The 20,948-nt window shown below is 63.2% G+C and carries 18 protein-coding genes and 1 other RNA gene; 10 read left to right on the top strand and 9 right to left on the bottom strand.

Annotation, left to right across the window (positions count from 1 at the left end):
- A partial coding sequence (locus F3J43_RS22535; protein ID WP_135192744.1) for an IS3 family transposase occupies positions 1–109 on the top strand: 109 nt, incomplete at its 5' end.
- A 957-nt stretch (positions 110–1,066) separates the two neighbouring features.
- Here the strand turns inward: F3J43_RS22535 and F3J43_RS22525 are convergent.
- From F3J43_RS22525 to F3J43_RS22500, 6 genes are all read right to left on the bottom strand, one after another.
- On the bottom strand, positions 1,067–2,323 hold the full coding sequence (locus F3J43_RS22525) for an integrase domain-containing protein (protein WP_166892364.1): 1,257 nt from the start codon (positions 2,321–2,323) through the stop codon (positions 1,067–1,069).
- Between the two features lie 187 nt (positions 2,324–2,510).
- Positions 2,511–2,902: a transfer-messenger RNA gene (gene ssrA / locus F3J43_RS22520) on the bottom strand.
- A 95-nt stretch (positions 2,903–2,997) separates the two neighbouring features.
- A complete protein-coding gene (locus F3J43_RS22515) occupies positions 2,998–3,279 on the bottom strand; it encodes a PA2433 domain-containing protein (RefSeq protein WP_166892360.1) in 282 nt (93 codons plus the stop codon).
- 176 nt (positions 3,280–3,455) lie between these two features.
- Positions 3,456–6,266, bottom strand: a complete 2,811-nt coding sequence (locus F3J43_RS22510; RefSeq protein WP_166892357.1) for an FAD-binding and (Fe-S)-binding domain-containing protein — start codon at positions 6,264–6,266, stop codon at positions 3,456–3,458.
- Positions 6,267–6,339: 73 nt separating this feature from the next.
- Positions 6,340–7,485, bottom strand: a complete 1,146-nt coding sequence (gene lldD / locus F3J43_RS22505) for an FMN-dependent L-lactate dehydrogenase LldD (RefSeq protein WP_166892355.1) — start codon at positions 7,483–7,485, stop codon at positions 6,340–6,342.
- Between the two features lie 62 nt (positions 7,486–7,547).
- Positions 7,548–9,218, bottom strand: a complete 1,671-nt coding sequence (locus F3J43_RS22500) for a lactate permease LctP family transporter (RefSeq protein WP_166892351.1) — start codon at positions 9,216–9,218, stop codon at positions 7,548–7,550.
- 259 nt (positions 9,219–9,477) lie between these two features.
- Between F3J43_RS22500 and F3J43_RS22495 the strand changes: the two genes are divergently transcribed.
- The gene (locus F3J43_RS22495; RefSeq protein WP_166892348.1) at positions 9,478–10,245 is read left to right on the top strand and encodes an FCD domain-containing protein; all 768 of its coding nucleotides are present in this window, start codon (positions 9,478–9,480) and stop codon (positions 10,243–10,245) included.
- A 162-nt stretch (positions 10,246–10,407) separates the two neighbouring features.
- Here F3J43_RS22495 and smpB read toward each other — a convergent pair whose 3' ends face one another.
- A complete protein-coding gene (gene smpB / locus F3J43_RS22490; RefSeq protein ID WP_166892345.1) occupies positions 10,408–10,890 on the bottom strand; it encodes an SsrA-binding protein SmpB in 483 nt (160 codons plus the stop codon).
- Positions 10,891–11,051: 161 nt separating this feature from the next.
- On the opposite strand from smpB, the gene F3J43_RS22485 reads away from it, so the two are divergent.
- Positions 11,052–11,486: a type II toxin-antitoxin system RatA family toxin gene (locus tag F3J43_RS22485; RefSeq protein ID WP_166892341.1), complete on the top strand. Its 435-nt coding sequence runs from the start codon at positions 11,052–11,054 to the stop codon at positions 11,484–11,486.
- Positions 11,479–11,787: an RnfH family protein gene (locus F3J43_RS22480; protein WP_166892338.1), complete on the top strand. Its 309-nt coding sequence runs from the start codon at positions 11,479–11,481 to the stop codon at positions 11,785–11,787. The genes F3J43_RS22485 and F3J43_RS22480 overlap by 8 nt, the downstream gene beginning before the upstream one ends.
- A gap of 56 nt (positions 11,788–11,843) precedes the next feature.
- Here F3J43_RS22480 and F3J43_RS22475 read toward each other — a convergent pair whose 3' ends face one another.
- Positions 11,844–12,362 carry an outer membrane protein assembly factor BamE gene (locus tag F3J43_RS22475; RefSeq protein ID WP_166892335.1) on the bottom strand — a complete coding sequence of 173 codons (519 nt, stop codon included), beginning with the start codon at positions 12,360–12,362 and terminating at the stop codon, positions 11,844–11,846.
- 97 nt (positions 12,363–12,459) lie between these two features.
- Between F3J43_RS22475 and fur the strand changes: the two genes are divergently transcribed.
- Positions 12,460–12,864: a ferric iron uptake transcriptional regulator gene (gene fur, locus F3J43_RS22470; protein WP_166892332.1), complete on the top strand. Its 405-nt coding sequence runs from the start codon at positions 12,460–12,462 to the stop codon at positions 12,862–12,864.
- A 94-nt stretch (positions 12,865–12,958) separates the two neighbouring features.
- Here the strand turns inward: fur and recN are convergent, their stop codons facing one another.
- Positions 12,959–14,632: a DNA repair protein RecN gene (recN, locus tag F3J43_RS22465; protein ID WP_166892329.1), complete on the bottom strand. Its 1,674-nt coding sequence runs from the start codon at positions 14,630–14,632 to the stop codon at positions 12,959–12,961.
- A 181-nt stretch (positions 14,633–14,813) separates the two neighbouring features.
- Here recN and grpE point away from each other — a divergent pair, with 181 nt between their 5' ends.
- From grpE to carA, 5 genes are all read left to right on the top strand, one after another.
- On the top strand, positions 14,814–15,368 hold the full coding sequence (gene grpE, locus F3J43_RS22460; protein ID WP_166892326.1) for a nucleotide exchange factor GrpE: 555 nt from the start codon (positions 14,814–14,816) through the stop codon (positions 15,366–15,368).
- 101 nt (positions 15,369–15,469) lie between these two features.
- The gene (gene dnaK / locus F3J43_RS22455) at positions 15,470–17,395 is read left to right on the top strand and encodes a molecular chaperone DnaK (RefSeq protein ID WP_166892323.1); all 1,926 of its coding nucleotides are present in this window, start codon (positions 15,470–15,472) and stop codon (positions 17,393–17,395) included.
- A 212-nt stretch (positions 17,396–17,607) separates the two neighbouring features.
- A complete protein-coding gene (gene dnaJ, locus F3J43_RS22450; RefSeq protein ID WP_166892321.1) occupies positions 17,608–18,732 on the top strand; it encodes a molecular chaperone DnaJ in 1,125 nt (374 codons plus the stop codon).
- Positions 18,733–18,744: 12 nt separating this feature from the next.
- Positions 18,745–19,551: a 4-hydroxy-tetrahydrodipicolinate reductase gene (dapB, locus tag F3J43_RS22445; protein ID WP_166892317.1), complete on the top strand. Its 807-nt coding sequence runs from the start codon at positions 18,745–18,747 to the stop codon at positions 19,549–19,551.
- A gap of 251 nt (positions 19,552–19,802) precedes the next feature.
- A complete protein-coding gene (gene carA, locus F3J43_RS22440) occupies positions 19,803–20,939 on the top strand; it encodes a glutamine-hydrolyzing carbamoyl-phosphate synthase small subunit (protein WP_166892314.1) in 1,137 nt (378 codons plus the stop codon).
- Positions 20,940–20,948 lie beyond the last annotated feature (9 nt).

The raw sequence follows: 20,948 nt of genomic DNA, 5'->3' as shown, positions 1-20,948 counted from the left end.
CGATTACATCGAGATGTTCTATAACCCCAAACGCCGACACAGCAGTGCTATGCAGCTGTCGCCAGTAGAGTATGAGAAACGCTATTTTCTTAGCTTGGAGAGTGTCTAGGAAACCAGGGGCGATTCAGTCACCTCATCGTCCGTTCTCCAATCCTCGCCCCACGTCATCCCGCCAAGAATGCTGAGTGTTATCAGGGATCAAGGCCCCTGCGACCTGTGGGGAATGTCCTCTTCGCGGGACTGGCGGCTCCTTACGTCCGGGAGCAAGGGCATCTCATGATCTGGCCTCCTGTACACCGTTGCCGGTAGGCGGGTGGAGGCAGCACTGGCTGACGAGATCAGCGCCTGAAGATCCTGAGCCATGTGCCAGCAGCAATGCGATGACCGGGGCATACCTGACTGTCAGTCAGGTGCAGTCCATTCCTTGGTCTGCGGCACCATCATCTACAGCGCTGTTGCTGGTGACATCGGCGTTTGTCACGCCGATTGTCACGAGGGGGAATGCCGCAAAGCCATGTGCGATCAGGGCTGCAGCAGTGGTAGAAGTGCCCGTCTCTTTCCAGAAGAAAGAGACGGGCACAGGTTGGCGCAGTAGTCGGCCAAGCGGATAGGTTGCTGCAGGGCAGCGAGTTACGGTGTGTCTGGCGCACGAGCGCTATATGTGTAAGAGCATCCATCACATGGGTAGTGACCGTACGAGCTGCCGGATGCGAATCGTACTTGGGCTGAACCACCGCGGGAGCGGCGTGACCTTTAAGGCTCGGGTCACCTGGGGTGCTGTCATCGACAGCCTTTGCACGACCAGTTCTACGCCTGTGGATAAACCCGGTCAAGGGCCGAAATTAAGCGCCCTTGAGGACGTGAAAAGCGGTTATCCATCGGTGGAATTACTTGGTAAATCCCGGACAACGTCGTAGCTTTTAGCTCTTCAGAGTGAGGTCCATCCAAACAGGGCGGCTTTGCAGCCCTGTTTGGATGGACCCGCGCTGAGAAGCGGATAAGCGAGGCTGCTTGCCCCGAGTCTTGATCGTTCAGTTGTTACCGCAATTCTTGCGCCTGCACAGTGCTAACGAATCGGCACCACATTCTTGTCTCTGACTTGGCCGTAGGCTGAGGCAAGCAGACTGCCGGTGGCGGCCTTCTGGATGTATTCACTCCACCAAGCCATCATCGGACGCCGGCGCTCGATGTAGTCGGCCCGGTTGTAAGCGCTGCGTACCTCATCCTTGTCGACATGCGCCAGTGCGACCTCAATGAGCTCCGGGTCCCACCCATGTTCATTCAAGATGGTGCTGGCCATCGAGCGCATGCCGTGGCTCACCAGTCGATCTTGGAACCCCATGCGTTTTAACGCCATGTTGGCGGTCTGGCTATTGGCGTGGGTGCGCGGATTTCTGTCTGCCGGGAAGACGTATTCTCGATGGCCGCTGTGAGTCTTCAGTGACTCCAACAGTGCGACCGCGTGATCACTCAAGGGAATACTGTGTGGGCGGCGCTTCTTCATCCGCTCTGCTGGGATGGTCCAGACACGCCTTTCAAAGTCGATGTCTGCCCAGCGAGTGGTCGCCGCCTCAGCGGGGCGAGTCATCGTGTGCAACTGCCATTCGATCAGGCAGCGAGTGGTGCGTTTGATGCTGGCGTTCGCGATCTCCAGCATGAGCTCGGGGAGTTCTTCGGGCGGAAGCGCAGCCATGTTCTCTTTTTTGGGCTTCTTGAATACTGCCCTGATGCCGGTGAGCGGATTGGCAAATATCAGCCCGGAGTTTACGCCGTAGGTCATGATCTCGTTTAGCCGCTGGCTTAGACGCTTGACCGTCTCCAAGCTGCCCTTCGCTTCAATTGGACGAAGCAATCCGATCACCATCGGCGCGGTGATTTTGGTGAGTGGTGTCGTCTTCAAGTCGGGGAACACATGCAGCGTGAGCGACCGCCAAATATCCTCGGCGTAGGCCGGGGTGACTGAGTCTTTCTTGAGCTCGAACCAGGCGGTGGCCACGTTCTCGAAGGTGTGTTCCGTTTCTGCGCGTTTGGCTTCATTCAACGTATTGCGCTGCACCTTCGGATCGATGCCTTGGGCGAGCAACTCGCGTGCATCGACTGCCATCTTTCGTGCGTTGGCCAGTGACAGTTCGGGGTAGGTCCCGAAGCCGATGTTGATGCGCTTCTTGGTAACCGGTTCGCGGTAGTTGAAATTCCACAGCAACGAGCCATTGCTGCGTACTCGGAGCTGCAAACCGTCACCATCCGTGAGGACATAATCCTTGGACGCGGGTTTGACTCCCTTGAGCTGTCGATCGGAGAGACGGAGGTTCTGAGCAGGCATGAGATTCTCCTCAGGCACTGATTCGGTATTCCAAAGATTAGCACCGGGTGAGGTGGAATACCGCCTGGAATACCCGAACGGTTGGAACTCAAAAACTCTCAAAAGACCGCAAAAGCGCTGGAGGCCGCGTATTTACTGGGTTTCAGGCACAAAAAAAGACGTCCGTGGACGTCTTTGATTGATCATTTGGTGGAGCCGGGGGGATTTGAACCCCCGTCCGCCAGTACTCCGCTGTCGGTACTACATGCTTAGCCGTGTCTACTGATTTAATCCGCAGCCGCCCGACGGGCAGGGTGCTTTGGATGAGTTGGGTAAGTTTTAGTCGCTTCGCCCCCAACGTGCTGCACGACGATCCTGTTCTGTATGACAATCATTTCGGGTTTACAGGCATCCCCTGATGATTGCTGGAGCCGAAGCTACCAGGAGAGCGGGCTCAGCTGCTTACGCAGCGAGAGCGTAGCCCTCGTAGTTTTCGTCATTGGCAACTATAGAAAGTTGCAACAGTGGATTTACGAGTTCTGTTACCAACTCGGCATGCACCTAGAGTTTCGCTACCGGCGTCGAATCCTAATCGGCCCCACACTCAGCTCTAGCTGGCATCCCTGTTACGGGATGCGAGGGGGAGTATACGCCTTTGCGCGGGCGGCGTCGACAGGCGCCGCCGCTGCGTGGGCTCAACGACCGGAGCCGCTGCCTTTCTCGGTCTTCTCCATGCGCTCGAGCACCTTGCTGGTGATGGCGATGCACTCCTTGGTGTCGCCGGCGGCCTGGGCGGCCTTGGCCTTGTCGACATGCTCGGTGATGGCCTTGTCCAGGCCCTCCGAGGTGGCGCCGATGGTGGCCATGTTGTCGTCGATCTTCTGCAGGTTGATGTCGCACAGGTCTTCGGCGGCAAACACCGGCGAGGCCAGCAGGGTCGCGGTTGCGAACAGGGCGGATAGCACAGTGCCTTTCATGGGAGTCTCCTTGTGCAGGCCTCTGAGTGGTGGGCCTGATTGGTGGACTGCGTTGAGCTGCCGTGGGTTCCATTGGGCTATTTGGGCGTGGGTATCGCGATCGCTGGGCAAGCCCGCTCCCACGATGCCGGTAGGCGCAGAGCGCGTCCGCGCCCGTAGCGCTTGCGGGCTTGCGTTCACAGGCTGCGTGGCCGGGTCACGCGGTCGACCAGGTAGACCAGGCCGTGGTAGTCGATGCCGCTATGGCTCGACAGGCCGATCTCGCAAGTGCGGCTGGTGGAGATCCCTTCGCTGCACTGCTGCACCGCTTCCTTGAGGGTGCGCAGCGAGTGGGCGTTGAGCTCGGGGGTGGTGAAGCCTTTGTCGCCGGCGAAGCCGCAGCAATGGATGCCTTCGGGGATCACCACCTGTTTGCTGCAGCGCCGTGCCAGGTCGATCAGCGCCTGGCTTTCGCCCAAGTGCTGGGTGCTGCAGGTCACGTGCACGGCGACCGGTTCGTCCTGGGGCGTGAACTCCAGTCGGTCGAGCAGGTGGGTGCGGATGAAGCGTACCGGGTCGTACAGGTCCAGGCGGGTTTCGCCCAGGTCCTGGACCAGGCGCAGGGTGCATGGGCTGGTGTCGCAGTAGATCGGGTCGAGGCCGCCGCGGCTGGCGTGCAGCAGTGCGGTGATCAGTTCCTGGCGCTTGTGCTCGGCTTGCTCGGGGTAGCCCTTGGAGGCGAACGGCTGGCCGCAGCAGAGGCTGTCGGCGTTGTCCGGGAACACTACCTGGTAGCCGGCCTTCTCCAGCAGGGCGCGGGTCTTGTCGAGCAGCGAGCTTTGCTCGCGGTCGCTGTAGGCCGGGCCCATCACCCGCGATACGCAGGCGGCCAGGTAGACCACGCGGGGGCGGGCGTCGCGGCTTGTCGGGGTGAGCCCGACGGCGCGCAGCGGTTGTGGCATGGCCGGGGTCCATTGTGGCAGGCGGCCCTGCGTGGCCTTGTTCAGGCGCGCGCTGAGGCGCGACAGGCGCGGGGCGCCGAGCAGCTTGCGTGCGCCGTTGGCGACGGCGAGGGTCAGGCGGGCGCCGCGCAGGGTGGCCTGGAAGTGCTCGGCCAGCCAGTCGGCGGCCTTGGTGTGGTCTGCGGCCTGGGCGCGCAGTTTCTTCACCAGCTCGCCGGTGTTGATGCCCACCGGGCAGCGCTGGGCGCACAGGCCGGTGGCGGCGCAGGTGTCGATGCCCTGGTACTGGTAGGTCTGCAGCAGGTCGCGGGTGTCGATCCCGGCGCGTTGCCTGGCCTGGATGTCGCGCCACATGACGATGCGCTGGCGTGGGCTCAGGGTCAGGCCCCTGGACGGGCACACCGGTTCGCAGAAACCGCACTCGATGCACTTGTCGACGATCTCGTCAGCGGCCGGCAGTGGCTTGAGGTTCTTCAGGTGGATATCGGGATCCTCGCTCAGCACCACGTCGGGGTTGAGGATGCCGTTGGGATCGAGCAGGCGCTTGAGCTTCCACATCAGTTGATAGGCATCGTTGCCCCATTCCAGCTCGACGAACGGCGCCATGTTGCGCCCGGTGCCGTGCTCGGCCTTGAGCGAGCCGCCGAACTCCACGGCCACCAGTTGCGCCACGTCGTCCATGAACGCCTGGTAACGCGCCACTTCGGCGGCGCTGTTGAAGCCCTGGGTGAAGACGAAGTGCAGGTTGCCTTCCAGCGCGTGGCCGAAAATGATCGCCTCGTCATAGTGGTGCTTGTCGAACAGCTGGATCAGGCGGTTGACGCCTTCGGCCAGTTGTTCGATGGGGAAGGTGACGTCCTCGATGATCACTGTGGTGCCGGTCTGGCGCACGGCGCCGACGGCAGGGAAGGTGTCCTTGCGGATCTTCCACAGCTGGTTGTAGACGGCCGGATCTTCGCTGAAGTCGACCTTCTGCTCCAGCGGGTAGTCGTCGATCGATGCCATCACCTGTGCCAGTTGCTCGTGCAGCAGGCCCTGGCTGGCGGCGCGGCACTCGATCAGCAGGGCGCAGGCGTTGGCCGACAGGTCCTTGACCCAGCCCGGCATGCCGGGCATGGCCTGCACCGAGCGCAGGCTGCGGCGGTCGAGCAGTTCCACCGCCGACACTGGCTGGCGCTTGAGCACGGTCACGGCGCGGCAGCAGCTCTCCACGCTGGGGAACACCAGCAGCGCGCTGGCCTTGTGCGGGTGGTCGGGGACGGTGTCGTAGGTGACCGCGCTGATGAAGCCCAGGGTGCCTTCGGAACCGACCAGCAGGTGCTGGAGGATATCGAGCGGCTGGTCGTAGTCCACCAGGGCATTGAGCGACAGGCCGGTGGTGTTCTTCAGCCGGTACTTGTGCCGGATGCGTTCTGCCAGCGCGGTGTTGGCGCGGGTTTCGCGCCCCAGCCGGGCCAACTCGTCCAGCAGGCCGGCGTGGCTGTGCTCGAAGGCGGCGACGCTGGCCGGGTCCTCGCTGTCCAGGCGGGTGCCGTCGGCCAGCACCAGGCGCAGGCCGGCCAGGGTGTGATAGCTGTTCTGCGCGGTGCCGCAGCACATGCCGCTGGCGTTGTTGGCGACGATGCCGCCGATCTTGCAGGCGTTGATCGACGCCGGGTCCGGGCCGATCTTGCGGCCGTAGGGTGCCAGCCAGGCGTTGGCCTGGGCGCCGATCACCCCGGGCTGCAGGCGGATCTGCTCGCCCTGGCGGCGAATCTCCCGGGCGTTCCAGTTGTCGCCGAGCACGATCAGCACCGAGTCGCTGATGGCCTGGCCGGACAGGCTGGTGCCGGCGGCGCGGAAGGTCACCGGCACGCGGTGGCGCTGGGCCAGCTGGATCAGCCCGACCACTTCGTCCTCGGACTCGACGCGCACCACCAGCTTGGGAATCAGTCGGTAGAAGCTGGCGTCGGTGCCGAAGGCCAGGGTCGAGGTCGGGTCGTCGAAGCGGCGTTCGGCGGGGATCAGGCGCTCGGCATCACGCAGGAACGCGGCGGGCAGGATCATGCAGTCTCCTCGCGGGGCCGCCGCGTCTGGCGCGCGGCGTGCCCCGGGCAATCAGGCGGAATCGTGGGAGGGCTCAGGCGCCCAGTTCGCGGACCAGCGAGTCGCGGCTGATCTCGCTGATGGACTTGGCGCCGGTCAGCACCATGGCCACGCGCATTTCCTTCTCGAACAGCTCCAGCAGGTTCTTCACCCCGGCCTGGCCATGGGTGGCCAGGGCATAGAGGAAGGCGCGGCCGATCAGCACGCTGTCGGCGCCCAGGGCGATCATGCGCACCACGTCGAGGCCGTTGCGGATGCCGGAGTCGGCGAGGATCTTGATCTCGCCCTTGACTGCGTCGGCGATGGCCGGCAGGGCGCGGGCGCTGGACAGCACGCCGTCGAGCTGGCGGCCGCCGTGGTTGGAGACGACGATGCCGTCGGCACCGAACTTGACGGCGTCAAGGGCGTCTTCCGGGTCGAGGATGCCCTTGATGATCATCGGGCCGTCCCAGAACTCGCGGATCCACTCCAGGTCCTTCCACGAGATCGACGGGTCGAAGTTGTTGCCCAGCCAGCCGATGTAGTCGGCCAGGCCGGTGGGGTTGCCGCGGTACTTGGAGATGTTGCCCAGGTCGTGGGGGCGGCCGAGCAGGCCGACGTCCAGCGCCCACTGCGGGTGGGTCATGGCTTGCCATACACGACGCAGTGGTGCGTTCGGGCCGCTCATGCCGGAGTGGGCGTCGCGGTAGCGGGCACCGGGCACCGGCATGTCGACGGTGAACACCAGGGTCTTGACCCCGGCGGCCTTGGCGCGCTCCAGGGCGTTGCGCATGAAGCCGCGGTCCTTGAGCACATACAGCTGGAACCACATTGGCCGGTCGATGGCCGGGGCCACTTCCTCGATCGGGCACACCGAAACGGTGGACATCGTGAAGGGAATGCCGTGGGCCGCCGCCGCACGCGCCGCCTGCACTTCGCCGCGGCGGGCGTACATGCCGGTGAGGCCGACCGGGGCCAGGGCCACGGGCATGCTCAGGGTCTCGTCGAACAGGCGGGTCTCGAGGCTCAGCTCGGACATGTTCTTCAGCACGCGCTGGCGCAGGGCGATGCTGGCCAGGTCTTCGACGTTGTGGCGTAGGGTGTGCTCGGCGTAGGCGCCGCCGTCGGCGTAGTGGAACAGGAACGGGGGCAACTTGCGTTGGGCCGCGGCGCGATAGTCGGTGGAGGCGGAAATGATCATGGATTCTCGCAGCGTGGGTTGACGGTGGTGCCGGGCCCCGCAGGTGCCCGGCTCCTTTCACTTTAGTGGTGAACCAGCATGCCGGTGAGCCAGTAGGCCTGGACCAGGGTGATCAGGCCGACGATGGTGGCGAAGAACAGGCTGTGCTTGACGGTGAAGCGGAACAGGTCGGATTCCTTGCCGACCAGGCCGGTGGCGGCGCAGGCCACGGCGATCGACTGCGGCGAGATCATCTTGCCGGTCACGCCGCCACTGGTGTTGGCGGCCACCAGCAGGGTGTCGTTGACCCCGATCTGGTGCGCGGTGGTGGCTTGCAGCGAGCTGAACAGGGCGTTGGACGAGGTGTCGGAGCCGGTCAGGAACACGCCCAGCCAGCCGAGGAACGGCGAGAAGAACGGGAACGCCGCGCCCGTGCCGGCCAGCACCAGGGCCATGGTCGAAGACATGCCCGAGTAGTTGGTGACGAAGGCGAAGGCCAGCACCATGCCGATCGACAGGATCGGCCAGCGCAGTTCCCAGAAGGTCTCCTTCAAAGTGGTCAGACCAGTCTTGAAGTTGATCTTCAGGACCAGCATCGACACCAGCGCCGAGAGGAAGATCGCGGTGCCGGTGGCGGAGATCGGATCGAGCTTGAACACTGCCGGCATGGCGGTCGGCGCGGTGACGATCGGCGCGGTCTTGATCACCAGTTGATCGAGGTGCGGGATGGCGAAGTTGAACACCAGGCCGTACATCGCGCCGCCCGGGGCGAAGGCTGCCTTGAACGGTTTCAGGGTCCAGATAGTGACCAGTACGGTGAGGATCAGGAACGGTGACCAGGCCTTGAAGATCTCGCCGAAACTGTACGGGGTCGGCTGGCTGCCGCTCGGTTGCACAACGGCGGCGCCCACGCTGCCTTTGGCTTCGCTGAACGAGCGCTTGGGCTGCCAGACTTTCAGGAACAGCGTCAGGCAGATCAGGCTGGCCAGGGCCGAGGTGATGTCCGGCAGCTCAGGGCCGATGAAGTTCGAGGTGAAGTACTGGGTCACGGCGAAGCTCAGGCCGGCGACCAGGGCGGCGGGCCAGGTCTCCTTGACGCCACGCAGGCCGTCCATCATGAACACCAGCCAGAACGGCACGAACAGTGACAGCAGCGGCAGCTGGCGGCCGGTCATGGCGCCGATGTGGAAGGCGTCGATGCCGGTCACCTGGCCGGCGACGATGATCGGGATGCCCAGGGCGCCGAAGGCCACTGGCGCGGTGTTGGCGATCAGGCACAGGCCGGCGGCGTACAGCGGGTTGAAGCCCAGGCCCACCAGCAGCGCGGCGGTGATGGCCACCGGGGCGCCGAAGCCGGCGGCGCCCTCGAGGAAGGCGCCGAAGCAGAAGCCGATCAGCAGCACTTGCAGGCGCTGGTCGTCGGTGATGGACAACACCGAGCTGCGGATCACTTCGAACTGGCCGCTCTTGACCGTGAGTTTGTAGAGGAACACCGCGGCGACGATGATCCAGGCAATCGGCCACAAGCCGTAGAGGAAACCATAACCGGCGGCGGCCAGGGCCATGTCGACAGGCATCTGGAAGGCGAAGATCGCCACCAGGATCGACAGGGCGAGGGTGATGCTGCCGGCGACGTGGCCCTTGAGGCGGAACACGGCGAGGGCGAGGAAGAAGAACACGATGGGAATGACCGCCGCCAGTGCGGACAGGCCAAGGCTGCCAAGCGGGGTATAGAGTTGTTGCCAGGTTTGCATATGGGGTGGCCCCTAATTGTTGTTGGTCAGGCACTGGCATTGGTTAATTGGTAAGACCAATTTACAATGACTCGTCGCTAGGTTAAGAGCGCCGCCGCGGGTGTGTCAATTTGTCCTGTGGAAAACTTTGTTTCGGCGCCGATGAGCGGGCACCTGGGATGCGACGAAAATCGCCAGCTGATGGGTGTCGGCGCAGGTCCGATAGGCGCAGAATAGGCGCCCCCGGGATCAGCTACCCGGGGTTCGTGGAGAGCATGTGATGGTTTTTGATCAGGTCCGCCAACGGCGCCTGTCCGACGACATCGTCGATCGGTTGGAAGGGATGATTCTTGAGGGGACGCTCACCTCGGGCCAGCGACTGCCGGCCGAGCGTGCCCTGGCCGAGCAGTTCGGGGTGTCCCGTCCGTCGTTGCGCGAGGCAATCCAGAAGCTGGTGGCCAAGGGGTTGTTGATCAGTCGCCAGGGCGGCGGCAACTATGTGGCCGAGTCGCTGGGCTCGACCTTCAGCGACCCGCTGTTGCTGCTGCTCGAGCGCAGTCCGGAGGCGCAACGCGACTTGCTGGAGTTCCGCCATACGCTGGAGGCGTCATGCGCCTACTACGCGGCCCAGCGAGCCACCGAGCCCGATCGCGAGCGGCTCAAGGCGGCGTTCGACACCTTGCAGGATTGCTACAACCGGGTCGATGAGGTCAGTCGGGCGGAAGAGGGGGCCGCGGATGCACGCTTCCACTTGGCCATCGCCGAGGCCAGTCACAACGCGGTGTTGCTGCATACCATCCGGGGCTTGTTCGACCTGCTCAAGCGCAACGTGGTGACCAACATCGGTGGCATGTACCAGCAGCGCAGCGAGACGCGCGACATGCTGATCGGCCAGCATCGCGAGTTGTACGAGGCGATTGTCGAAGGGCGGGCGGAAGCGGCGCGGGAGATTTCCAGTCGACACATCCTGTATGTGCAGGAGGTGCTGGAAGAGGCTCAGCAAGAGGCCCAGCGCGTGGCGCGGGCGGAGCGGCGCAGCAGGCGTTGACGCTGGTTTTCAGCGGCGTGCGCTGTTGTGAGAGCGGCCTTGTGTTGCGAAAAGGGTGCGCAGCGCCTTCAGGATCTTTGCATCATGCAAGATCGTCGGGGCTGCTGCGCAGTCCTTTCGCGACACAAGGCCGCTCCTACAAGCGACCGGGCAGGCTGGGAATTACTCGTCCTTGCCCTTGTTGCGCATGGTGCGCTGCAACTCGCGGTTGGAGTCGCGCTCGCGCACGGTATCGCGCTTGTCGAATTCCTTCTTGCCCTTGCCGAGAGCGATTTCACACTTGATCAGGTGCTTGCTCCAGTACAGCGACATCGCCACGCAGGTGTAGCCCTTCTGCGCCACGGCCGCTTCCAGGCGCTCGAGCTCGCGCTTGTTCAGCAGCAGCTTGCGGGTGCGGATAGGGTCGGCGATGACGTGGGTGCTGGCGGTGGTCAGCGGCGTGATGTGGCTGCCGAACAGCCAGGCTTCGCCATCCTTGAGCAGCACGTAGCTGTCGGTCAGGTGCGCCTTGCCGGCCCGCAGGCTCTTTACTTCCCAACCGGACAGGACCAGTCCGGCCTCGAATTTGTGTTCGATGAAGTAATCGTGTCGCGCTTTCTTGTTCTGCGCGATGGTCCCGGTCGGATGTTTCTTTTGCTTAGCCATAGGGGCGGCATTATAGGCAGTCGACGCGTCCTCGGCTATGGGGTTTAGGTGCGCTTGAGCCTGTAGGGTGAATCCCGGACAATACAGGCCTGTTTCTGCTGTGCAGAACCGTTTTCAAGGCGCTGAAAAGCGCTGCCGCCCCGTTTGGAAGTGACGCCCGGATGACTACCCATATTCAACGCTCGGCCCTGCTGCCATACCCTGCCCAGGCGCTCTACGACCTGGTCAACGATGTGGCCAGCTACCCGCAGTTCCTGCCCTGGTGCTCGGCTTCGACGGTGCTCGAAGCCAGTGACACGCACATGCGTGCCAGGCTGGAGGTGGCCAAGGGGGGCATGAGCCAGCAGTTCGTCACGCGCAACGTGCTGGTGCCGGGCCAGTCGATCGAGATGAACCTGGAAGAAGGGCCGTTCACCCAGCTGCATGGCCTGTGGGTATTCAAGCCGTTGGGCGAGAAGGCCTGCAAGATCAGTCTCGACCTGTCGTTCGACTACGCGGGCTCCCTGGTGCGCGCGACCCTGGGGCCGCTGTTCAACCAGGCCGCCAATACCTTGGTGGATGCCTTCTGCCAGCGTGCCAAGCAGCTCAATGGCTGAGCACCTGCTCCACATCGAGGTCGCCTATGCCACGGCGCAGCGCCAGTGGTTGCTGGCCTGTGTCGTGCCCGAGGGGGCTTCGGTGAGCGATGCGTTGCGCCTGTCGGGGCTGGCCGAGCAGGTGCCCGGGCTCGACCTGGACTCAAGCCCTGTCGGCATCTTCGGCAAGCGCGTCAGTGATCCGCAGAGCCGCAAGGTAGAAGAGGGTGACCGCCTGGAAGTCTATCGTCCCTTGCTGGCGGACCCGAAGGAGGTACGCAGGCAGCGCGCCGCCAAGGCCAAGGCCCTGCGCGGCGCCTGACAGGCGCGCAATAAAAAGCCCGGACATGTCCGGGCTTTTTCGTTGTCGTGCAGCTATTACGGCGAGATTTCCAGCGGCGCCGGTGTCGGCACGGGCGTGGTCTCGATGGTGTCGATCTCTTTCTGGATCGAGTCTTCCAGCGAACCTGGCTTGGCCGGTTTTTCCTGCGGCTGGCTCGGCTGGGTGGTCGGGCTGACAGTAGTGTCGCTGCTGCCACCGAGGATTTCCTGGTCGCGGCTCACGCCCGGCATGAAGTCGCCGGACAGGCTGACCAGTTGGTCGCTTTCGTTGAAGAAGATGCTCATGCGCTCTTGCTGGCGCTGACCACCACCGGGCTGCAGGCTGTACAGATAGTCCCAGCGGTTGGTGTGGAAGGTGTCCTGGATCAGGGGGTTGCCCATGATAAACCTTACTTGCCGGCGGGTCATTCCCGGGCGCAATTGGTCTATCATGTCCTGCGTGACGACATTGCCCTGCTGGATGTCGATTTTGTAAACCCCGGGAAACGAGCAACCGGCGAGTGCGAGCAGTCCCACTAGGGTGAGGCTGGTTAGCAAGAGCTTGGTGTTTTGCATCGGTGGGCGACTTCCACTATCTTGGCTGGACAACGTAAACCCCGATCATACCCGTATTAAGAGAAGCTGCGAAGCAGCATCGGCGAGAAAGCTGACCATGGTTGAAAATAGCGAATTGCGCAAAGCCGGTCTCAAGGTAACCCTGCCTCGAGTCAAGATTCTTCAGATGCTCGACTCCACCGAGCAGCGTCACATGAGTGCCGAGGATGTCTACAAGGCGCTGATGGAGGCTGGCGAGGATGTCGGCCTGGCGACCGTGTATCGCGTACTGACCCAGTTCGAAGCGGCGGGTCTGGTGGTTCGCCACAACTTCGACGGCGGTCACGCGGTCTTCGAGCTGGCTGACGGCGGCCACCACGACCATATGGTCAACGTGGACAGCGGTGAGGTCATCGAATTCATGGATGCCGAGATCGAGCGCCGCCAGAAAGAGATCGTGGCCGAACATGGCTACGAGCTGGTGGACCACAATCTGGTGCTCTATGTGCGTAAAAAGAAGTAACGATTTCGCTCGTTACTAATGACAAAGGCGACCCTCGGGTCGCCTTTGTGCTTTCCAGGTGTCACGCGAAAGCTCCTGCGGGCTGCGCGTAGGCTCAGGCCTTGCCGCTTACCACCATCTTGCGTGCATGGGCCAGGGATTCCTTGGTCAGGTCGATGCCGCCGAGCATCCGTGCCACTTCCTCGACCCGCTCGCGCTTGCCCAGGCTGGCCACCGCGGTGTGGGTGGTGTCGCTGTTGCGCACCTTGTGCACGAACAGGTGGTGATGCCCTTGGGCGGCCACCTGCGGCAGGTGGGTGACGGTCAGTACCTGGCCGCGCTCGCCCAGGCGACGCAGCAGTTGGCCGACGATTTCCGCTGTCGGGCCGCCGATACCTACGTCCACTTCGTCGAATACCAGGGTCGGGATGCGCGAGGTCTGCGCGGTGATCACCTGGATCGCCAGGCTGATGCGTGACAGCTCGCCGCCGGAGGCGACCTTGGCCAGCCCCTTGAGTGGTTGCCCAGGGTTGGCGCTGACCAGCAGCTCGATCTGCTCGAGGCCGTGGGGGGACAGGTCGCCGTGCTCGAGTGGGGTGAGTTCGATGCGAAAGCGTCCGCCCGGCATGCCCAGGCGCTGGATTTCCTGTTCCACCGCGGTGGCCAGCTGTTGCGCCGCCTGTTGGCGCAGCGCGCTCAGTTCGCCGGCCTTCTCTTTATAGTGCTGGGCATAGGCGGTGAGTTCCTCTCCCAATCGGTCGATCGACTCGTCGCTGGCGTTCAGGCTCTCGAGCTCTTCCATGAGACGTTGCTGCAAGTGCGGCAGCTCAGTGGGGTGTACGCGGTGCTTGCGGGCCAGGGTATATATAGTGTCGAGGCGTTCCTCGAGCGCTTGCAGGCGCATGGGGTCGGCGTCGAAATGATCGAGGAAGCGGTTGAGCTCACCCATGGCCTCCTCGACCTGGATCTGTGCGCTGGCGATGAGGTTGGCGGCCTCGCCCAGGGCCTTGGGTGCATTGGCGGCGGCGCCCAGGCGGTTGAGGCTCATGGTCAGGGCGCTCAATACGTTGCCCGAGTCGCTTTCGCTGCACTGGTCGATGACCTGGCGACAGATCCCGAACAGCGCCTCGGCGTTGGTCAGGTTCTTGTGCTCCTGCTCCAGCTGTTCCAGCTCGTGCTCGCCCAGCCCGAGGTTGTCCAGCTCTTCCAGCTGGTAGCTGAGCAACTGGTGGCGCGCACGCTGTTCGTCGCCGGAGTTGCTCAGCCGTTCGAGCTCCTGACGCGTCTGGTTCCAGCGCCTGGCGGCCAGTTGCACCTGGCGGGCAAGGTCAGTGGCGCCGGCGTACTCGTCCACCAGGCGACGGTGGGTGTCGGTCTTGAGCAGTGACTGGTGTTCATGCTGGCTGTGGATATCGATCAGCAGTTCGCCCAGTGCCTTGAGGTCGCCGAGCGGGCAGGGCGTGCCGTTGATATAGCCACGGCTGCGGCCCTCGGCGGTGATCACCCGGCGCAGGATGCACGGGCCATCGCTGTCAAGGTCGCGCTCGGCGAGCCAGCTGTGGGCTTCGGGGATGTCGGCCAGGTCGAAGGTGGCGAGGATATCGGCCTTGTCGGTGCCGGGGCGCACCACGCCGCTGTCGGCGCGGTCACCCAGGGCCAGGCCCAGGGCGTCGAGCATGATCGACTTGCCGGCGCCGGTCTCGCCAGTGATGACGGACATGCCGCGGGCGATCTCGAGGTCGAGGTGTTCGACGATGGCGTAGTTATGGATGGACAGGTGCACCAGCATGGGGCGGCTCCCGAAGGGTCGTGTCTGGATATTTATACAGTGCTTTTTGCTCGTCTGACAATCCCGTCCGATGAATGTGGAAAACCACCTTGCCCCTTGAACCCGTCTTTTCTGTCCCCATATAGCTGGCAAGACATGGCGAGCCTGGCTCGCACCACAGAAATTGCGCAGGAGAGACCTAATGGCTGACGAACAGCTGAACGAGAACAACCTGAATTCCGAAGAAGCCGTTGCTGCAACTGCCGACGCCCGTGTTCTGGAGCTCGAGGAGCAGCTGGCCGCCGCCAAGGACCAATCCCTGCGCGCCGCCGCCGAGCTGCAGAACATCCGTCGCCGTGCCGAACAGGACGTCGAGAAGGCTCACAAGTTCGCTCTGGAAAAATTCGCCGGCGACCTGCTGCCGGTGATCGACAGTCTGGAGCGTGGCCTGGAACTGTCCAGTGCCGATGACGAGACCATCAAGCCGATGCGCGAAGGCATCGAGCTGACCCTGAAGATGTTCCACGACACCCTCAAGCGCTACAACCTCGAGGCCCTGGAGCCCCACGGCGAGCCGTTCAACGCCGAGCACCACCAGGCCATGGCCATGCAGGAAAGCGCCGAGGTCGAGCCGAACAGCGTGCTCAAGGTGTTCCAGAAAGGCTATCTGCTCAACGGCCGTCTGCTGCGCCCCGCCATGGTGGTGGTCAGCAAGGCGCCGTCGGCACCTCAGCCGTCCATCGATGAAAAGGCTTGAAATCCTCCGGGGCGCCCCCATCTAGGTGTCAAGCATTCAAGTATTACCGCAGTCGTCCAATGTAGTCGCTGCGAACCAAATCCAGTTTCGGGAGAGTTAACATGGGCAAAATCATCGGTATCGACCTGGGGACCACCAACTCCTGCGTCTCCATCCTCGAAAACGGTAACGTCAAGGTTATCGAGAACGCCGAAGGCGCGCGTACCACCCCTTCGATCATCGCCTACGCCAACGACGGCGAGATCCTGGTCGGCCAGTCGGCCAAGCGCCAGGCGGTCACCAACCCGCACAACACCCTGTTCGCGGTCAAGCGCCTGATCGGCCGCCGCTTCGACGAAGAAGTCGTACAGAAAGACATCAAGCTGGTGCCTTACAAGATCGTCAAGGCCAGCAACGGTGACGCCTGGGTAGAGGCTGCCGACAAGCAGATGGCCCCGCCGCAGATCAGCGCCGAAGTCCTGAAGAAAATGAAGAAGACTGCCGAAGACTACCTCGGCGAGCCTGTCACCGAGGCGGTCATCACCGTTCCGGCCTACTTCAACGACAGCCAGCGCCAAGCCACCAAAGATGCTGGCAAGATCGCCGGCCTGGACGTCAAGCGCATCATCAACGAGCCAACCGCCGCTGCGCTGGCCTACGGCATGGACAAGGCCAAGGGCGACCACACTGTCATCGTCTATGACCTGGGTGGTGGTACCTTCGACGTGTCGGTCATCGAAATCGCCGAAGTCGACGGTGAGCACCAGTTCGAAGTACTGGCCACCAACGGCGACACCTTCCTGGGTGGCGAAGACTTCGACATGCGCCTGATCGACTACCTCGTCGACGAGTTCAAGAAAGAGTCCGGCATGGACCTGAAGAACGATCCACTGGCCCTGCAGCGCCTGAAAGAAGCCGCTGAAAAAGCCAAGATCGAGCTGTCCTCGGCCCAGTCGACCGACGTCAACCTGCCGTACATCACTGCAGACGCGACCGGTCCGAAGCACCTGAACGTGAAGATCTCCCGCGCCAAGCTGGAGTCGCTGGTCGAAGACCTGGTTGCCCGTACCATCGAGCCTTGCCGCATCGCGCTGAAAGACGCCGGCATCGACGCCAGCAAGATCGACGACGTGATCCTGGTCGGCGGTCAGACCCGTATGCCGCTGGTGCAGAAGACCGTTGCCGATTTCTTCGGTAAAGAAGCGCGCAAGGACGTCAACCCGGACGAAGCCGTCGCCATGGGTGCTGCGATCCAGGGCGCCGTTCTGGCCGGTGACGTCAAGGACGTGCTGCTGCTGGACGTCAGCCCGCTGACCCTGGGTATCGAAACCATGGGTGGCGTGATGACTCCGCTGATCGAGAAGAACACCACCATCCCGACCAAGAAGTCGCAGGTGTTCTCGACTGCCGACGACAACCAGGGCGCTGTGACCATTCACGTGCTGCAGGGCGAGCGCAAGCAAGCCGCGCAGAACAAGTCGCTGGGCAAGTTCGACCTGGCCGATATTCCGCCAGCACCACGCGGCGTGCCGCAGATCGAAGTGACCTTCGACATCGACGCCAACGGCATCCTGAACGTCAGCGCGAAGGACAAGGCCACCGGCAAGCAGCAGTCGATCGTGATCAAGGCCAACTCCGGCCTGTCGGACGAAGAAATCGAGCGCATGGTGCGTGACGCCGAGGCCAACGCCGAGGAAGACCGCAAGTTCGAAGAACTGGCCGCTGCCCGCAACCAGGGTGACGCGCTGGTCCACTCGACCCGCAAGATGGTCACCGACGCTGGCGACAAGGCCACTGCCGAAGAGAAGGCTGCGATCGAAGCTGCCGTGGTTGCCCTGGAAGCTGCCCTGAAAGGCGACGACAAGGCTGCCATCGACGCCAAGGTCGAAGAGCTGTCGAAAGTGTCGGCACCTGTCGCTCAGAAGATGTACGCCGAGCAGCAGGCCGAGCAGCCGCAGGGCGGTGCCCAGCAGGCTGAGCCGGAAGCCAAGCACGATGACGTGGTTGACGCTGAGTTCGAAGAAGTAAAAGACAACAACAAGCACTGATCCTGCCTGTTGTCGCCCAGTTCACCGCCGATCGGCGGTGAACTGTTAGGATGTCGCCGCGCGGGAGCTTGCTCCCGCGTTGGCGTGTCTGGAACACGAGAATTATTTACAGCATCTGTCTGGGCGCATTCGCGTATGGCGGCAGGTGCTGACGGCATGGCGCACTGATGCGCAGAGGTATGCCGAACGCCCCCAAAGAGTGCAAATGACCTATGGCAAAGCGTGATTTTTATGAGGTCCTGGGTGTCGAGCGTGGCGCCAGCGAAGGTGATCTCAAGAAGGCCTACCGCCGTCTGGCGATGAAGTACCACCCCGACCGCAACCCGGGCGACAAGGAGTCGGAAGACCTGTTCAAGGAGGCCAACGAGGCCTATGAGGTCCTGTCCGACGCCAGCAAGCGCGCGGCTTACGACCAGTACGGCCATGCCGGCGTCGACCCAAGCATGGGTGGCGGTGGTGCTGGCTTCGGCGGTGCCAACTTCTCCGACATCTTCGGTGATGTCTTCAGTGATTTCTTCGGTGGCGGCCGTGGTGGCTCGCGCGGTGGCGCCCAGCGTGGCAGCGACCTGCGCTACACCCTCGAACTCAATCTCGAAGAGGCCGTGCGCGGCACCACGGTCAGCATTCGCGTGCCGACCCTGGTCAACTGCAAGCCGTGCGACGGTTCCGGCGCGAAGAAGGGCTCGACCCCGTCGACCTGTCCGACTTGTGGCGGTATCGGCCAGGTGCGCATGCAGCAGGGCTTCTTCTCGGTGCAGCAGACCTGCCCGCGTTGCCATGGTCAGGGCAAGATCATCACCGACCCTTGCAATGCCTGTCATGGCGAGGGCCGTGTCGAGGAATACAAGACCCTGTCGGTCAAGGTGCCGGCTGGCGTCGACACCGGCGATCGCATCCGCCTGTCCGGCGAGGGCGAGGCCGGTACCCATGGTGGTCCGACCGGCGACTTGTACGTGGTCATCAATGTGCGCGAGCACGACATCTTCCAGCGTGATGGCAAGCACCTGTACTGCGAAGTACCGATCAGCTACACCGACGCGGCCCTCGGTGGCGAGCTGGAAGTGCCGACCCTCGACGGCCGGGTGAAGCTGAAGATCCCCGAAGGTACCCAGACCGGCAAACAGTTCCGCCTGCGCGGCAAGGGCGTGGCGCCGGTGCGTGGTGGTGCGGCTGGCGACCTGCTGTGTCGGGTGGCGGTGGAGACACCGGTCAACCTCAGCCGTCGCCAGCGTGAGCTGCTCGAAGAGCTGCGTGATTCGCTCGAGGGTGACAGCTCCCACTCGCCCAAGGCCAGTGGCTGGTTCGAAGGCGTCAAGCGCTTCTTCGGCGACCTCTGAGGGACATAGGCTATGCGACGTATTGCAGTGATGGGCGCCGCCGGGCGCATGGGCAAGGTGCTGATCGAGGCGGTGCAGCAGCAGGCGCCAAAAGCTGGCCTGACTGCCGCCATCCATCGTCCGGACAGCACCCTGGTGGGCGCGGATGCTGGTGAGCTGGCCGGCCTGGGGCGCATTGGCGTGACGATCTGCGATGACCTGGCGAAGGTCGTCGACGAGTTCGATGTGCTGATCGACTTCACTCATCCGTCGGTGACCCTGAAGAACCTGGCCTTCTGCCGCAAGATGGGCAAGGCCATGGTCATCGGCACCACGGGCTTCACCCCGGAAGAGAAAGAGCAGTTGGCCGAGGCGGGTAAAGAGATCCCGATCGTGTTCGCCGCGAACTTCAGCGTGGGCGTGAACCTCAGCCTCAAGCTGCTGGACATGGCGGCCCGGGTGCTGGGCGATGATGTGGATATCGAGATCATCGAGGCCCATCACCGGCACAAGGTCGATGCGCCGTCGGGAACCGCGCTGCGCATGGGTGAGGTGATCGCCAGTGCGCTGGGGCGCGACCTGCAGGAGGTGGCGGTCTATGGTCGCGAGGGCCAGACTGGCGCCCGTGATCGCCAGACCATCGGTTTTGCCACCGTGCGTGCGGGCGATGTGGTCGGTGATCACACCGTGTTGTTCGCGGCTGAAGGCGAGCGTCTGGAAATCACCCACAAGGCCTCGAGCCGCATGACCTTCGCCAAGGGCGCGGTGCGTGCGGCGCTGTGGCTGGAAGGGCGTGAGCCTGCGCTGTACGACATGCAGGATGTGCTCGAGCTGCGTTGAGTCGCCGGTGCTTGCCGGCAAGGCTGGCTCCTGCCGTGAGGGGTCAGCGTTGCTGGCTGTCGCAATCCTATGATTTAGAGGCACATTCCAGGTAGACCGAAAACGCATTTTTCTGTAAGCTACAGCTTTAGTGTGTCCACTAAAAGCGCGCAGACTAATTCAGCATAAAAGCGGGGTGACGTGTCCATACGTCATTCCGCTTTTTTGCAACCTGCGATCGCCCTTTCAGGCTTGATTTACGGGAGGTCTTCTTGACTAAGCCAGCCATACTCGCCCTTGCCGATGGCAGCATTTTTCGCGGTGAAGCCATCGGAGCCGACGGTCAGACCGTTGGTGAGGTGGTGTTCAACACTGCTATGACCGGCTATCAGGAAATCCTTACAGACCCTTCCTACGCCCAGCAAATCGTCACCCTGACTTACCCGCACATCGGCAACACCGGCACCACGCCAGAAGACGCCGAGTCCAATCGCGTCTGGTCCGCCGGCCTGGTCATCCGTGATCTCCCGTTGCTGGCCAGCAACTGGCGCAACACCCAGTCGCTGCCTGAATACCTGAAAGCCAACAATGTCGTTGCCATCGCCGGTATCGACACCCGTCGCCTGACCCGCATCCTGCGCGAAAAAGGCGCCCAGAACGGCTGCATCCTGGCGGGCGACAACATCAGCGAAGAGGCCGCCATCGCCGCCGCTCGCGCCTTCCCGGGCCTGAAGGGCATGGACCTGGCCAAGGTCGTCTCCACCAAGGAACGCTACGAGTGGCGCTCCAGCGTGTGGGAACTGAAGACTGACAGCCACCCGACCCTCGAAGCCGCCGAGCTGCCGTATCACGTGGTTGCCTTCGACTACGGCGTCAAGCTGAACATCCTGCGCATGCTGGTCGCCCGTGGCTGCCGCGTGACCGTGGTGCCGGCGCAAACCCCGGCCAGCGAAGTGCTCGCGCTCAATCCTGACGGTGTGTTCCTGTCCAACGGCCCTGGCGACCCCGAGCCGTGCGACTACGCGATCCAGGCGATCAAGGAAATCCTCGAGACCGAGATCCCGGTCTTTGGCATCTGCCTCGGCCACCAGCTGCTGGCCCTGGCCTCCGGCGCCAAGACCGTGAAGATGGGCCACGGTCACCATGGTGCCAACCACCCGGTCCAGGACCTGGACACCGGCGTGGTCATGATCACCAGCCAGAACCACGGTTTCGCCGTCGACGAAGCCACCCTGCCGGGCAACGTCCGCGCCATCCACAAGTCGCTGTTCGACGGTACCCTGCAGGGCATCGAGCGTACCGACAAGTGCGCGTTCAGCTTCCAGGGCCACCCTGAAGCGAGCCCAGGCCCGACCGATGTCGCGCCACTGTTCGATCGTTTCACCGATGCCATGGCCAAGCGCCGCTGAGCATCCTGC

It is taken from the genome of Pantoea sp. Cy-639, assembly GCF_011752525.1.
Lineage (GTDB): Bacteria > Pseudomonadota > Gammaproteobacteria > Pseudomonadales > Pseudomonadaceae > Aquipseudomonas.
The sequence above is the reverse complement of the archived record's forward strand: the minus strand, read 5'-3'. Positions and strand labels throughout refer to the sequence as shown.